Source organism: Streptomyces sp. NPDC003077 (assembly GCF_040611095.1).
Classification (GTDB): Bacteria; Actinomycetota; Actinomycetes; order Streptomycetales; family Streptomycetaceae; genus Streptomyces.
This window is the reverse complement of record NZ_JBEXNM010000026.1, coordinates 1-14,005: the sequence shown is the minus strand read 5'-3', so window position 1 is coordinate 14,005 and position 14,005 is coordinate 1. Positions and strand designations below refer to the sequence as shown.

General features: G+C 71.5%; 7 protein-coding genes and 1 pseudogene. 3 read left to right on the top strand and 5 right to left on the bottom strand.

Features of this window, described 5'->3' with window-relative positions:
* Nucleotides 1-104: 104 nt before the first annotated feature.
* From ABZX96_RS19020 to ABZX96_RS19005, 4 genes and pseudogenes are all read right to left on the bottom strand, one after another.
* Nucleotides 105-2,321 (bottom strand): ATP-dependent RecD-like DNA helicase, encoded by a 2,217-nt coding sequence (locus ABZX96_RS19020; protein WP_355545773.1) that lies wholly within the window; start codon nt 2,319-2,321, stop codon nt 105-107.
* 454 nt (nt 2,322-2,775) lie between these two features.
* A complete protein-coding gene (locus tag ABZX96_RS19015; RefSeq protein WP_355545919.1) occupies nt 2,776-3,651 on the bottom strand; it encodes a sugar phosphate isomerase/epimerase family protein in 876 nt (291 codons plus the stop codon).
* A 92-nt stretch (nt 3,652-3,743) separates the two neighbouring features.
* A pseudogene (locus ABZX96_RS19010) lies at nt 3,744-4,829 on the bottom strand (dihydrodipicolinate synthase family protein); the annotation flags it as partial.
* Between the two features lie 241 nt (nt 4,830-5,070).
* On the bottom strand, nt 5,071-6,297 hold the full coding sequence (locus tag ABZX96_RS19005; RefSeq protein ID WP_355545771.1) for a Gfo/Idh/MocA family oxidoreductase: 1,227 nt from the start codon (nt 6,295-6,297) through the stop codon (nt 5,071-5,073).
* 702 nt (nt 6,298-6,999) lie between these two features.
* Between ABZX96_RS19005 and ABZX96_RS19000 the strand changes: the two genes are divergently transcribed.
* The 3 genes from ABZX96_RS19000 to ABZX96_RS18990 all read left to right on the top strand — a co-directional run bounded on the left by ABZX96_RS19000 (nt 7,000) and on the right by ABZX96_RS18990 (nt 11,995).
* The gene (locus ABZX96_RS19000) at nt 7,000-7,878 is read left to right on the top strand and encodes a sugar phosphate isomerase/epimerase family protein (RefSeq protein WP_355545917.1); all 879 of its coding nucleotides are present in this window, start codon (nt 7,000-7,002) and stop codon (nt 7,876-7,878) included.
* A gap of 1,223 nt (nt 7,879-9,101) precedes the next feature.
* Entirely contained in the window at nt 9,102-10,964 is a 1,863-nt protein-coding gene (locus ABZX96_RS18995) for a glycoside hydrolase family 3 protein (protein WP_355545769.1), read from the top strand.
* A 398-nt stretch (nt 10,965-11,362) separates the two neighbouring features.
* Nucleotides 11,363-11,995, top strand: coding sequence for a hypothetical protein (locus ABZX96_RS18990; RefSeq protein WP_355545915.1), 633 nt, complete (start codon nt 11,363-11,365; stop codon nt 11,993-11,995).
* Nucleotides 11,996-12,140: 145 nt separating this feature from the next.
* On the opposite strand, the gene ABZX96_RS18985 is transcribed toward ABZX96_RS18990, so the two are convergent.
* Entirely contained in the window at nt 12,141-13,589 is a 1,449-nt protein-coding gene (locus ABZX96_RS18985) for a S28 family serine protease (protein ID WP_355545767.1), read from the bottom strand.
* Between the last annotated feature and the right edge of the window lie 416 nt (nt 13,590-14,005).

Genomic DNA, 14,005 nt, shown 5'->3' with positions numbered 1-14,005 from the left:
TTGCGTGTGCACTCGGGGTCGGCCATAGGGCCTCTGAGCGGCACTCAGTGCCGTCTCGGGTGCCCATCCTGCTCTCCTTCGCCCCGATTGGGGAAGGGGCGACATCACATCGTGCCTCCCAGTCGGTGATCCAGTGCCGTCCACCTGCGGCCGGCCGAAACCGTCCGTACGGCCTGCCCCAAAGCCTTGCGCGAGCCGACCAGGACCACCAGCTTCTTGGCCCGTGTCACGGCCGTATACAGCAGGTTGCGCTGCAACATCATCCAGGCGCCCGTGGTGACGGGGATCACCACGGCCGGGTACTCACTGCCCTGGGACCGATGGATCGTCACCGCGTAGGCGTGGGCCAGCTCGTCCAGCTCGTCGAAGTCGTACGGCACCTCTTCGTCCTCGTCGGTATGGACGGTGAGCCGCTGCTCGTCCAGGTCCATATCCGTCACGACGCCGACGGTGCCATTGAAGACACCATTGCGACCCTTTTCGTAGTTGTTGCGGATTTGGGTGACCTTGTCACCCACACGGAAGGTACGGCCGCCGAAGCGGCGCTCGGGGAGGTCGGGCCGCGCCGGGGTGATGACCTGCTGAAGCAGGCCGTTCAGCGTGCCGGCGCCTGCCGGGCCCCGGTGCATGGGCGCCAGCACCTGAACGTCTCTACGAGGGTCGAGTCCGAATTTCGCGGGGATGCGGCGGGCCGCCACGTCCACCGCCAGGCGGCCCGCCTCCTCGGTGTCCTCCTCCACGAAGAGGAAGAAATCGGACAGACCGGTGGTGATCGGCGGCATCCCGGAATTGATGCGGTGCGCGTTGGTGACCACGCCCGACTGCTGGGCCTGCCGGAAGATCCTCGTCAGCCGGACGGCGGGAACCGGGCCGCCGGGTGCGAGCAGATCACGCAGCACCTCACCGGCCCCCACGGAGGGGAGCTGGTCCACATCCCCGACCAGGAGGAGATGAGCCCCCGGCGGCACGGCCTTGACCAGCTTGTTCGCGAGCAGCAGGTCGAGCATCGACGCCTCGTCGACCACCACCAGGTCCGCGTCCAGCGGGCGGTCCTTGTCGTACGCCGCGTCGCCGCCGGGCTTGAGCTCCAGCAGGCGGTGCACCGTGGAGGCCTCGGCGCCGGTCAGCTCGGACAGCCGCTTGGCCGCCCGGCCCGTGGGCGCCGCCAGCACCACCTTGGCCTTCTTGGCGCGGGCCAGCTCGACCACGGAACGCACCGTGAAGGACTTGCCGCACCCGGGGCCGCCGGTGAGCACCGCCACCTTCTCGGTCAGCGCCAGCTTGACGGCCTCCTCCTGCTCCGGCGCGAGCTGCGCGCCCGTCCGCCGCTCCAACCAGGTGAGCGCCTTGTCCCAGGCGACGGACCGGAAGGCGGGCATCCGGTCCTCCTCGCAGCGCAGCAGGTGCCGCACGCGCCCCGCCAGCGACAGCTCGGCGCGGTGGAACGGCACCAGGTAGATCGCCTTCACCGGCTCGGCGTCGTCCCCCGACGGGGACGGCAGGGTCTCCCGGACCACACCCTCCGGGTCCTGCGCCAGCTCGGCCAGACAGTCGATGACCAGGCCGATTTCCACCTGGAGCAACTTGACGGCATCGGCGATCAGTTGCTCCTCCGGCAGGTAGCAGTGGCCCTGCTCGGCGGACTGCGACAGGGCGTACTGGAGGCCCGCCTTCGCCCGGTCCGGACTGTCGTGGGGTATCCCGACGGCCTGCGCGATCCGGTCGGCCGTCAGGAACCCGATGCCCCAGACGTCGGCGGCGAGCCGGTACGGCTGGTTCTTCACCACGGAGATCGAGGCGTCGCCGTACTTCTTGTAGATGCGCACGGCGAGGGAGGTGGAGACGCCGACGCCCTGGAGGAAGACCATGACCTCCTTGATGGCCTTCTGCTCCTCCCAGGCCGCGCCGATCATCTTCGTGCGCTTCGGGCCGAGGCCGGGCACCTCCACCAGCCGCTCCGGCTGGTGCTCGATGACATCCAGGGTGTCCGTGCCGAAGTGCTCCACGATGCGGTCGGCGATGCGGGGACCGATGCCCTTGATCAGGCCGGAGCCGAGGTAGCGGCGAATGCCCTGGATCGTCGCGGGCAGCACGGTGGTGTAGTTCTCGACGGTGAACTGACGCCCGTACTGCGGGTGGGAACCCCAGCGGCCCTCCATCCGCAGCGACTCCCCCGGCTGCGCGCCGAGCAGCGATCCGACGACCGTCAGCAGCTCACCCGCGCCGCGGCCGGTGTCGACCCGGGCGACCGTGTACCCGTTCTCTTCGTTGGCGTAGGTGATCCGCTCCAGGACCCCTTCGACCACGGCTGGATTGAACATGACCCGACCGTACCGCCGGGCTCGGACATCCCGTCCGGGGCTGTGGATAACTCGGGTGAGGGGTGGGGTGGGCTGCGGGTTTGGCGGTTTGCGGGCCTCGGGGATCTCGGCGGTGGTGGTGGCGTGCGGTCCGCATGAGGTCGGTGTCGGTGACCGGTGGGGGCTTTTGCACGGTCGGGCGGGGCCCCGCCTATCCGTGTCGCGCCCCCCACGTCCGAGGGGCCCGGTCCGAAGACCGGGCCCCTCGCTTCCCCCTCCTTGTCAGTCCCGAATCTCCCGGACCCTGAATCCCCCGATTCCCTCCGGATCCCTCCCCCTGGGACTGATGACATGTACGACCCTCTGCGGCGCGGAAGGGTTGCACGGATTCGGTGAGTTGTTTTTTCGTTACTGGACGTGGACATTCCCCGGGGGGCTGTCGGCGCGTCAGGGGATCTATCGGTGGTGTGGCTCTTCACAGGACGTGCGTGCGGAAGCGGTCGATGACTTCGGTGAGGACCTGGGCGCCGTCCCGGGCCCACAGTGCCGGATTGAAGATCTCCACCTCGATCGGGCCCGTGTAGCCGGCCGCGTCCACCCGTTCCCGGAACCACCGTAGGTCCACCGACCCGTCCCCGAGTTGCCCGCGTCCCAGGAGCACGCCCTCGGGCAACGGGGTGACCCAGTCGGCGAGCTGGAAGGCCGCGATCCGGCCGCCGGCTCCCGCGTCGGCGATGCGGTCGCCCACGGTGTCGTCCCACCACAGGTGGTAGGTGTCCACGACGACGCCCACGCGGTCGGCCGGATGCCGTTCGGCGAGGTCCAGCGCCTGCGCCAGGGTGGAGACCACGCAGCGGTCCGCCGCGTACATCGGGTGCAGCGGCTCGATGGCCAGGCGCACGCCCCGCTCGGCGGCGTACGGGGCCAACTCCCCCAGGGCGTCGGCGATCCGCTCGCGCGCGCCGGACAGGTCGCGGCTGCCGGGCGGCAGGCCGCCGGAGACCAGGACGAGGGTGTTCGCCCCCAGGACGGCCGCTTCCTCGATGGCGGCGCGGTTGTCCGCGAGCGCCGCCGCACGTTGTGCCGGGTCGGTATCGGTGAGGAAGCCGCCCCGGCACAGGCTGGTGACCTCCAGGCCCGCGTCCCGCATCAGTCGGGCGGCGGCCGGCACGCCGTACTCCTGGACCGGCGCGCGCCACAGGCCCACGCCGCGCACGCCCGCCTTCGCGCACCCCGCCGCCAGTTCGGGCAGCGACCACTGCCTGATCGTCTGCTGGTTGATGCTGAGCCGGGCGGGAGCCGGGGCGGGCCGCCGGTCTGCGGGATCACCTTCCTGGCCGGGGCCGGTCACGGCCGGGGCGGGGCCGGTCACGGCCGGGGCGGGGCCGGTCACGGCCGGGGCGGGTCGTCGGCCTGCGCCATCGCCCGCGCCGCCGGGCCCCGTCACGTGTCCGCCCCGTACACCGTCAGCAGCGCACGCATCCGGCTCGCGGCCAGCTCCGGATCGGGGAACAGGGCGAGTCCGGACGCCAGTTCGTAGGCCGTCTTGAGGTGGGGCAGGGAACGCGCCGACTGGAGGCCGCCGACCATGGTGAAGTGCGTCTGATGGCCGGCCAGCCAGGCCAGGAAGACCACGCCCGTTTTGTAGTAGCGGGTGGGCTCTTGGAAGAGGTGGCGGGCGAGCGAGACCGTGGGGTCCAGTACGGCGCGGAAGCCCGCCGTGTCCCCGGCGTCCAGGGCGCTTACGGCCTCTGCGGCGAGCGGTGCGAGCGGGTCGAAGACGCCGAGGAGCGCGTCACTGTGGCCGTGCGCGTCGCCCGCGATCAGTTCCGGGTAGTGGAAGTCGTCGCCCGTGTAGCACCGCACGCCCTCCGGGAGGCGGCGGCGCAGCGCGATCTCCCGTTCGGCATCGAGGAGGGACACTTTGACGCCGTCCACCGCGCCCGGGTGGTCGGCGATGATGCGTAGGAACGTCTCCGTGGCGGTGGTCAGGTCCGGGCTGCCCCAGTAGCCGTCCAGTGCCGGGTCGAACATCGGGCCCAGCCAGTGCAGGATCACCGGCGTGGGGGCCTGGCGCAGCAGGTGGCCGTAGAGCTCCTGGTAGTCGTCCGGGCTGTTGGCGGCTGCGGCGAGTTGGCGGGACGCCATGATGATCAGCTGCGCGCCCACCTCGGTCACCAGGGCGAGTTGTGCCTCGTATGCGTGCCGGACCTGCGCCATGGATGCGCCGGACTCGGGGAGTTGGTCGGTGCCCACTCCGCAGGCCAGCCGCCCGCCCACCGACCGTGCTTCGGCGGCCGAGCGGCGGATCAGTTCTTCGGCGGTGGGCCAGTCCAGGCCCATGCCGCGCTGCGCGGTGTCCATGGCCTCGGCCACGCCGAGCCCGTGGGACCACAGGTGGTGGCGGAAGGCCAGGGTGGCGTCCCAGTCGAGGGCGGCGGGGCCGTCGGGGGTGGTGTCCGCGTACGGGTCGGCCACGACGTGCGCTGCGGCGAAGACGGCACGGGAGTGGAGTGTCATGTCTGGCGCCTTATGGGGGTGGGGGGTCGTGTCTGGCGCCTCATGGGGGTGGGGGTCACGTCTCGCGCCTTATGGGGGTGGGGGTCACGTCTCGCGCCTCATGGGAATGGGGGTCACGTCTCGCGCCTTACGGGAGTGGGGATCACGTCTCGCGCCTTACGGAGATGGCGGTCACGTCTCGCGCCTCGTGGGAGTGGGGATCACGTCTCGCGCTTTTCCTGGGCCCTTGGGGCAGCGGGCGGTGTGTGCCTCACAGGGACAGTTCCGGGACGTCCAGGCGGCGGCCCAGTTCGGAGGACCGCATTCCCAGTTCGGCGAGTTGGACGCCGCGGGCGCCCGCCAGCAGGTCCCAGTGCCAGGGTTCGTCACGAACGACGTGCCTCAGGAACAGCTCCCATTGGAGCTTGAAGCCGTTGTCGAAACCTCCGGCCGGGGTGGGGAACGATCCTCTTGCCCCGTTGCCGCCTCCGGCCTTCGGCCACGGGCTCGGCGGGGTGTTGTCGGGGACCTCGTACCACTGGTCGCGGAACCGTTCGGCCGCCGGGACGTCCGGATCCCAGACCGGGCGCGGGGTCGCCGACCGGTGCTGGGCCCGGCAGTGGCGCAGGCCCGCGACGGCCGAGCCCTCGGTGCCGTCCACCTGGAACTCCACCAGTTCGTCGCGGTGGACGCGGACCGCCCAGGAGGAGTTGATCTGCGCCACGACGCCGCCCTCCAACTGGAAGATCCCATAGGCGGCGTCGTCGGCCGTGGCGTCATAGGGTGCGCCGGTCTCGTCCCAGCGGCGCGGGATGTGCGTGGTGACCTGGGCCTGCACGGTCCGCACCGGGCCGAACAGCTCGTGCAGGACGTACTCCCAGTGCGGGAACATGTCCATGGCGATGCCGCCGCCCTCTTCGGCGCGGTAGTTCCAGGACGGGCGCTGCGCCGGCTGCCAATCGCCCTCGAAGACCCAGTAGCCGAACTCGCCCCGCACCGACAGCACCCGGCCGAAGAACCCACCGTCCACCAGGCGCTTGAGCTTGCGCAGCCCCGGCAGGAACAGCTTGTCCTGGACCACGCCGTTCTTGACGCCTGCCTCCCGGGCGAGTCGGGCCAGGTCGAGTGCGCCGTTCAGGGTGGTGGCGGTGGGCTTCTCGCAATACAGGTGCTTGCCTGCGGCGATCGCCTTCTTCAGGGCGCTCTCCCGGGCGGCGGTCACCTGCGCGTCGAAGTAGATCCGCACGGCGGCGTCGCCGAGCACCGCGTCCAGGTCGGTGGTCCAGTGCTCCACGCCGTGTCGCTCGGCGAGGGTGCGGAGCTTGTGTCCGTCGCGGCCCACCAGGACCGGTTCGGGCAGGACCGCCGTGCCGTCACCGAGGTCGAGCCCGCCCTGCTCCCGCAGGGCGAGCAGGGAACGGACCAGGTGCTGGCGGTATCCCATGCGCCCGGTCACGCCGTTCATGGCGATGCGTACGGTTTCGGTCTTACGGGTCACGGCCGGCGACCTCCGGGAGTGGATGGCGGTGGTGCGGAGCGTGGGGGTGGTGAGCTGGTGGCGGTTCGCCTGATGGGTGCGCTGGTTGCCGGGTGGCTGTTCGATTCGGGTGGGTTGCCTGATGGCTGGCCGATGGGGTTGTTGCTGCCTGATGGCCTACGGGTGCGCCATTGGGGCGGTTGAGCGACGAATCCGCAGACGAGTCCACAGGCGAGTTCGCAGGGGCCGGATGGGTGGATCGGGCCCGTCCCGGGCAGGCGTCTGGTCAGGCCGTAGCAAACGCTTTCGGTTGCTTTGCCCCAGAAGCTAGCCCGCGCGCCGATGCGGCGACAAGAGGGACGCGGTGGGGGGCGGAGGGGTAGGGCAAGGGTTGTGAGAGGTGGGATCGGCCGTCTGGAGGGCGGTATAGGGGCCTGGAGAGACGCGGGGCATGTCGGTGACGTTGCCGGGCGTGACGGCGCGGGCGCGGGCGCGCCGGGGGTTCGTACGAGGGCGCGCCCGGGTGCCCGTACGTGGACGCACAGGCGCGCCCAGGTGCCCGCGCAGAGGACACGTCCGGGTGCCCGGCCGAGGCATGACCAGGTACCCGTACAGAGCCACGTCCGGGCATTCCTACCGAGTGGACAACACGAGGCCGCTCCCCTCTCCAGCCGCTTACTTGTCCCCGTCACCCGCTTCTGATCCTGTGGAGGTATGAGCGATATGCGCTGTGCGTTCTCAACCCTCGGTGTGCCGGGGATGCCTGTGGACGAGGTGGTGCGGCTGGCCGTCGAGACCGGATTCGACGGGGTGGAACTGCGCACCCATCCGGAGGAACCGGTGCGTCCCGGGCTCGCCCCGCGTGCTCAGGAGGAGGTGAGGGAACAGTTCGCCGCGGCCGGGGTGCACTTGTTGGCGGTCGCCGGGTACGCGCGGGTGGCCGCTGCTCTGGACGAGAAGGGCGAGGAGGAGTTGGCGGCGGAGCTGACGGACCTGGTGGAGCTTGCCGCCGGGCTCGGGGCGCCGTACGTACGGGTGTTCCCCGGGGGCGGGGATCGTCCCGCCCCCGAAGCCGACGCGGACGCCGCGCGCCGACTCGGGGCCCTCGCCCCGTATGCCGCCGAACGGGGGGTGCGCGTCCTCCTGGAGACGCACGACTCGCACCGCCGAGGGGCGGACGTGGCGCGCGTCCTGGGGCTGGTGGGGCACCGGAGCGTGGGCGCCCTCTGGGACGTGCTGCATCCGTGGCTGGGCGGCGAGGAGCCGGCCGCCACACATGCCGCGCTGGCGCCATACCTCGGCTACGTCCAGGTCAAGGACGTGGCCTCCGCCGAGGACACGACCCCGCTCGCGCTCGGCGCGGGAGCCCTGCCGCTCGCCGACTGCCTCGATGCGGTCCGCCGGTCCGGTGGTGCCGGCTGGGTGTGCTGGGAGTACGAGAAGCGCTGGTACCCGGACGCCGCCGCGTTGCCGGACCTGCTGGCCGAAGGCCGCGCCTACCTCGGCCGCCTCCTCGCCAACGCCCCGGCCAACGGCCCCGACGCTGTCACCGGCCCCGACGCCGCCACCGCGCCCTTCCGCGACCTCTCCGACCGGCCCTGATCCCCAGGCCCGGTCGTCAAGGCGGCGCCTGCCGGGCGAACGACGCCGCTTCGGCGGTGACGGCAGGACCCGGCGCCGCGCCGCATCAGCGTCCCGGAGGCCGCCCCGCCGGAAGCCGCCCCGCCCGAAGGCTGCCCTGCCCGGAAGCCGCCCCGGCCGAAGGCCGTCCCGCCCGGAAGTCGCGCCCGGAGGCACCTCCACCTGTAGCCGACGACTCACCGAGTGCCCCGTCCGTGACCGACTTGCGCGTCGAACCACGCCGCCCGAAGCTCACGCCCCCGTCTGGGTCCGTCCCCTCACATCACCCCCATTTCTCCGCATCCTGCTCATCCCCCACATCCATGCCTTTTCCCCGAAATCAAGCCGAACCGGGGAACCCACGCGGCATGCTGTCCGTCATAGGGGCGTGCTGCTGGTGAGTCTCCGCAGAGCGGTGTCGGCCTCGCTGCTGGCTGCGTCGCTGACCACCCTCTCCGCCGCCTGCGGCCGGCAGCACACCGCCACCGGCGCACCCCCCTCCAACCGCGCCGGTGGCGGACCCCTCCGCCGTTCCCCGGACGGTTCGGCCTGGCTGGAACCACCCCCTTTTTCGGGCTTCACCCCTGCGTCCGCCGTCCCAAACGCCCCCGCCGCTCCTGACGCCCCGCTCGGCTCGCTTGCCCCGCTCGGCACGACCCGCCACAGTCGTGTGCTCTTGTCCCGCGTCCCGGGGCGCGTCTTGGCCGTCTCCGCCGCCTCCCATTGACCGGCAGTTGGTTTCCGGCTATCCGTGTCTCCTTGAAAGTTTCCTTCACCCGGCCCGAGCTCCGTACTGAACCGCCCGGTCTCCACTGGCTCCACTGGCTCCACTCGCTCCACTCGCTCCATTGGCTCCACTGAACCACCCTGAGCAGTACCGAGCCATCAGGAATCACCCTGGTCAGACCCCTGACCCTGCCCTGATCCGAACCCCGATCAGAACCCCGACGCGGACCCTGACCCGAACCCCGGACAGGACCCTGACCCGCACCCCCGACAGGACCCTGATCCACCCCCTGCCCCGGGCCCGAACGCGGCCCACCAGCCGTCCAGCGACACCGCACCACCCACCCAGGGGCCAGCAGCTAGGAGCCAGGAACCGGCACCGGCACCGGCACCGGCGACACCCCGCCCATCCCAGCCCATCCCCGCCGAAGCACGGGCACCGGACCGGAAACCGAGGAAACCCTCCGGAAGGAGCGCAGGTGCAGCACTCCAGACGTACCGTCCTGACCACCGCCGCTGCCGCCGCCGTAGCGGTCGCCACCGGCGTCACCGGGAGCGGCGCGGCCCACCCCGCGTCCGTCGCCGCGTCCTCCGCCACCGCGTCCGCCGCCCTGCCCGCCGACCGCGCCGCGGCCTCCCGCGCGCGGCTGCGCCGGTTGATCTCCCGCATGAGCCTGGAGGAGAAGGTCGGCCAGCTCTTCGTGATGCGCGTGTACGGCCATTCCGCGACCGACCCGGACCCGGCCGACACCGAGGCCAACCGCAAGGAGATCGGCGTCGCGAACGCCGCCGAGCTGATCGCGAAGTACCACGTCGGCGGCATCATCTACTTCGGCTGGGCGCACAACACCCGCGACCCGCACCAGATCGCCGACCTGTCCAACGGCATCCAGCGGGCGGGCGCGGCCCAGCGCGTCCCCGTGCCCTTGCTGATCTCCGTGGACCAGGAGCACGGCATCGTGGCCCGCATCGGCGCGCCGGCCACGCTCCTCCCCGGGGCGATGGCCCTGGGCGCCGGGGGCTCGTCGGCGGACGCCCGTACGGCGGCCCGGATCGCGGGCGCGGAGCTGTACGCGATGGGCATCCGGCAGAACTACGCGCCGGTCGCCGACGTCAACGTGGACCCGGCCAACCCGGTCATCGGCGTGCGCTCCTTCGGTTCCGACCCGAAGGCCGTCGCGCGCCTGGTCGCCGCCCAGGTGGCGGGGTACCAGAGCGCGGGCGTCGCGGCGACGGCCAAGCACTTCCCCGGGCACGGCGACACGAACACCGACAGCCATGACGACCTGCCGTACATCCGCCACACGGCACGGGAGTGGGAGCGCCTGGACGCGCCGCCCTTCAGGGCCGCCATCGCCGCCGGGATCGATTCGGTCATGACGGCGCACATCGTCGTCCCCGCCTTCGACCCGGCCGAGGACCCGGCCACGCTCTCCCGCCCGATCCTGACGGGCATCCTGCGCGAACGCCTGGGCTTCGACGGCGTGGTGGTGACGGACTCCCTCGGTATGCAGGGCGTACGGAAGAAGTACGGTGACGCGCGCGTCGCCGTACTCGCCCTCAAAGCGGGCGTCGACCAGCTCCTCAACCCACCCGATCTCGCCGTCGCGTACAACGCGGTGCTCAAGGCCGTCCGCGACGGGGAGCTGAGCGAGGAGGCGATCGACGAGAAGCTCTGGCGGATCCTGGAGCTGAAGGAGCGCCGTGGCCTGTTCGAGCGGCCCTATACGACGCACCGCGCGGTGGACCGCACCGTCGGCGTCCGCCGGCATCTGGCCGCCGCCGACCGCATCGCGGACCACACCACGACGCTCCTGGTCAACGAGGACGAACTGCTGCCGCTGTCCCGGCGCACCCGGCACCGCCTACTGGTCGTCGGCGCCGACCCGGCCTCCCCGTCCGGCACCGGTGGCCCGCCGACCGCCGTACTGGCCAAGTCCCTGACGGAACTGGGTTTCGAGGCCACCGCACTGTCCACAGGGGCGGCGCCCTCGCGCGAACGGATCGACGCGGCGGTGGCGGCGCTCGGCATCCGGGACGCGGCGATCGTGGCCACGTACAACGTCACCGCGTCGTCCACCCAGCGCGCCCTGGTGGCGGCGCTGCTGGAGACCGGCAAGCCCGTGGTCCAGCTCGCCATCCGCAACCCGTACGACATCGCCCACCTCCCCGGCGTGCGCGCCGCGCTGGCCGCCTACTCCTGGACGGACGTCGAACTCCGGGCGGCGGCCCGGGTGATCGCCGGTCGCCGGGACCCGGAAGGGCGGCTCCCCGTCCCGGTGCCGCGGGCGGGAGAGGCGGGGGCGGTGCTGTACCCGGTGGGGTACGGGTTGTCGTACTGACGCCGAAGCGGTCGTGTTCCGGGGGCACTTCACACAGGCGCCCGGAACACACTCCCGAGGTCAGTGTTCCTCCGCGCGCTTCACCCATAAGGTGAGCGACCGGCCGCGACCTACACGCCATAGGGTGAACGACCGGCCGTGGCCTACACGCCATAAGGTGAGCGAACGGCCACGACCCGCGCGCCATAAGGTGAGCGACCGGCCGTGGCCTACACGCGTTGACGCCGTCCTCGCAGGCATCCTCGTCCGCGCCGTTGGCCCTGGTGACTTCTCCGTAGCGCCCTTACCACACCCCCCGTACCGCATGCGCAATGCGTCCCGTGCGCCTGGCGTGCACCCGTATGGGCGGGTCAGGCTGGGGCCGCACGGAATGGTCGGACGGGGAGGTGCGGGCCGGGATGCGCGGGACGAGGGGGCGTGCGGCCTGGGGCGCGGGGTGGGGCACGGGGTGGGGCGCGGCGTTGCTGTGCGTCGTGCTCGCGGCGTCCGCGTGTCAGAAGCAGCGGCCGGAACCCACGCCGCGGCCGAGCGGCGGTTCGGCGGGGACGCAGACGACGTTCCTGGCCCGGGGCACGTGCAGCACCAGCGGCCGTACCGTCTTCCACCAGGTCCCGTGCGGCAGCGAACGCGCCATGGCCCGGGTGCTGGCGCGCCATCAGGGGCGGGCGGAGGACGGGCCGCCCTGCCCTGACCGTACGGACTTCGTCCTGCACATCAGCGCCCAGCGGCCGGACGCCGACGAGGACGGCGACGGGGCGGTCCCCCAGGGGTACGCCTGCATGCGCAATCTGGAGCCGCCCCACCCGGGCGACCCAGGGGGCGGCGGCGGGCCCCGGACGCTGGCGGGTGACTGCGTGTACACCTCGCGGCGCGGCCAGGTCCGGGAGACGGCCTGCGACGGTTCGGGGCAGCGGGCCCCGGAGTTCAAGGTGACGGTGACGGTGCGGTCCCGTTCCGACTGCCCGTCCACCACGGCCCTGTACGTACAGCTGGGCGGCGGGACACCCGTGGGGTGTGCCCGCCGCCTGTGAGGCCGCCGCCGGTGCGGCCGGGGTGCTGTGAGCTCGTAGCCATAAGCCGGATGGCTGTGAATCCCGGGCTCGGGAGTCAAGGCCGTGCGCCCATTACCGCCGCCTCGGCACGAAGCCCGTTACGACCGCCTCGCTACGAGGCCCGTCACGGACGCAGCATCGGCATCCGCAGCGTCTCCTGCTTGTCGAGCTTCTTGTTGTACGGCGCCTGCGGCGTGGCCTGTTCGCCCGGGGCGACCTCGACGCCCGCCCAGTCCAGCAGTCGGGCGGTGGCCTTGGCGCGGTCGGCGGCGCGCAGCTTGGCGATGTTGGAGCCGTGGTTGCCGCCGGGGACGGTGAACACGTACGAGTCCTCGGCGCCCTTGCCGAGCCGGAAGGGCTCCGAGCTCCACGGGTCGTAGGAACCGTTCACGAACATCATCTCTTCGGCGTTGTGCCGCACCCAGCGGTCGATGTCCCGCATGGCGTGCTTGTCGAAGGACATCGGGATGTCGCGCGGCACGAAGGTGCGGGACTGGTTGATGCCCGGGTACCGCAGCAGGCCCTTGAGGTGCGGGTACTTGTAGCCGGGCTCACCGAGCTGGGTGCCCGCCTGGTAGTAGTACGGCGTGTACTTCTCCAGGCCCTGGTCGGTGTAGCTGTCGAAGCCGCCGATGGTGTCGATCCACTTCCACAGCTCGTCGGTGCTCGCCGTGGGCTTGGGCACCTTCGCGCAGGCGGTCGACGCGTCCTGGTACTGCCAGAAGCCGAAGACCAGGTCGGTGACGAGGACCTCGTACGCGCGGTCGATGCTGCCGACCGTGTTGAAGGTCGCCTTCTCCTTGTCGGCCCAGTCCTTGTAGCGCTTGACCATCTCGCCGCGGCGCAGCAGGGCCGTGCGCTCGACGGCCTTCAGGTCGTTGCGGCACTCGGCGGTGCCGACGGTCCGGAAGAACCGGTCGTACGCCGAGTCCTCCTTGTTGTTGACGTCGTTGGGCGCCACGTACGCGACCGTGCCGTCCATGTCGTCCGGGAAGAAGCGGCGGTAGTACGTCGCCGTCATGCCGCCCTTGCTGCCGCCGGTGGCGATCCAGTTCTGGTCGTAGATCCGGCGCAAGGCCTTGTAGAGGCGGTGCTGGTCGCTGGCGGCCTGCCAGATGTCCAGCTTCTTCCAGTCGGCGGGGTCGGGCCGGGACGGGTTGAAGAAGCGGTACTCCAGGGAGACCTGGTTGCCGTCGATGATCTGCGTCGGCTCGCTGCGGCTCGCGTTGGTGCTGACGTTGTAGCCCGAGGTGTAGAAGACCGTGGGCCGGTCCTCGGACTTGTGCAGCAGGGTGAAGCGCTGCTTGAAGGTGCCCTTCCACGGGCGCCGGTGGTCGATGGGCTGCGTGTAGTTCAGGACGAAGAAGCGGTAGCCGGCGACCGGCTTCTCCTCTATGAGACTCATGCCTGGGATGGCCAGGATGCGGTCTTTGATGTCGGTGGCCCGCGGGTTCGCCGCGGTGGCCGTGTCCGTTCCGTCCGCGGCGGTCGCCGCACCCGCCGTGGCGGTTCCGGTTCCCACGGTGCCGACGAGCACCGCGAGCGACAGCAGCCATCTGGTGGCCTTGCGCATGCACCCTCCCCTTGGGATGACAAAGGTCGGGCTGAACCTATCGGCGTGTCCGCGTCACCACCAGACCCTTTGGCCACTTGAGTGTTCTGTGAAGTGGCTGGTGGGAGGGGCGGAGGCGGGGGGCTGGCCTTTCCAGTACGGGGCGGAGGGCCTGGGAGCGAGCCTTTCCATTTCCGGGGCGGAGGCCGGGAGCGAGCCTTTCCGTTACGGGGCGGAGCCAGGTGGCGCGCCCTCGCGCGCCCTTCTGCGGCGCCTTCGACCGGCTTCCGGTCAGGCGGGCCGCGCCACGGTGGGCGCCGCGCCCCTGGGGCCCCGGCGCACGTCTTATGCGCGCGCCGGCCACCCGCCCCAGGCACCCGGCCAGGAAGGGGAATTGTTCCCCGTGGCCCGCGACGGCGTGGACCGACCGCTGCTCC

Excerpts from the sequence above, each read along its gene's own strand:
- ABZX96_RS19000 (WP_355545917.1), top strand. The coding sequence starts at position 7,000 with ATGCGCTGTGCGTTCTCAACCCTCGGTGTGCCGGGGATGCCTGTGGAC.
- ABZX96_RS18990 (WP_355545915.1), top strand. The coding sequence starts at position 11,363 with ATGCGCGGGACGAGGGGGCGTGCGGCCTGGGGCGCGGGGTGGGGCACG.
- ABZX96_RS19020 (WP_355545773.1), bottom strand. The coding sequence starts at position 2,321 with ATGTTCAATCCAGCCGTGGTCGAAGGGGTCCTGGAGCGGATCACCTAC.
- ABZX96_RS18985 (WP_355545767.1), bottom strand. The coding sequence starts at position 13,589 with ATGCGCAAGGCCACCAGATGGCTGCTGTCGCTCGCGGTGCTCGTCGGC.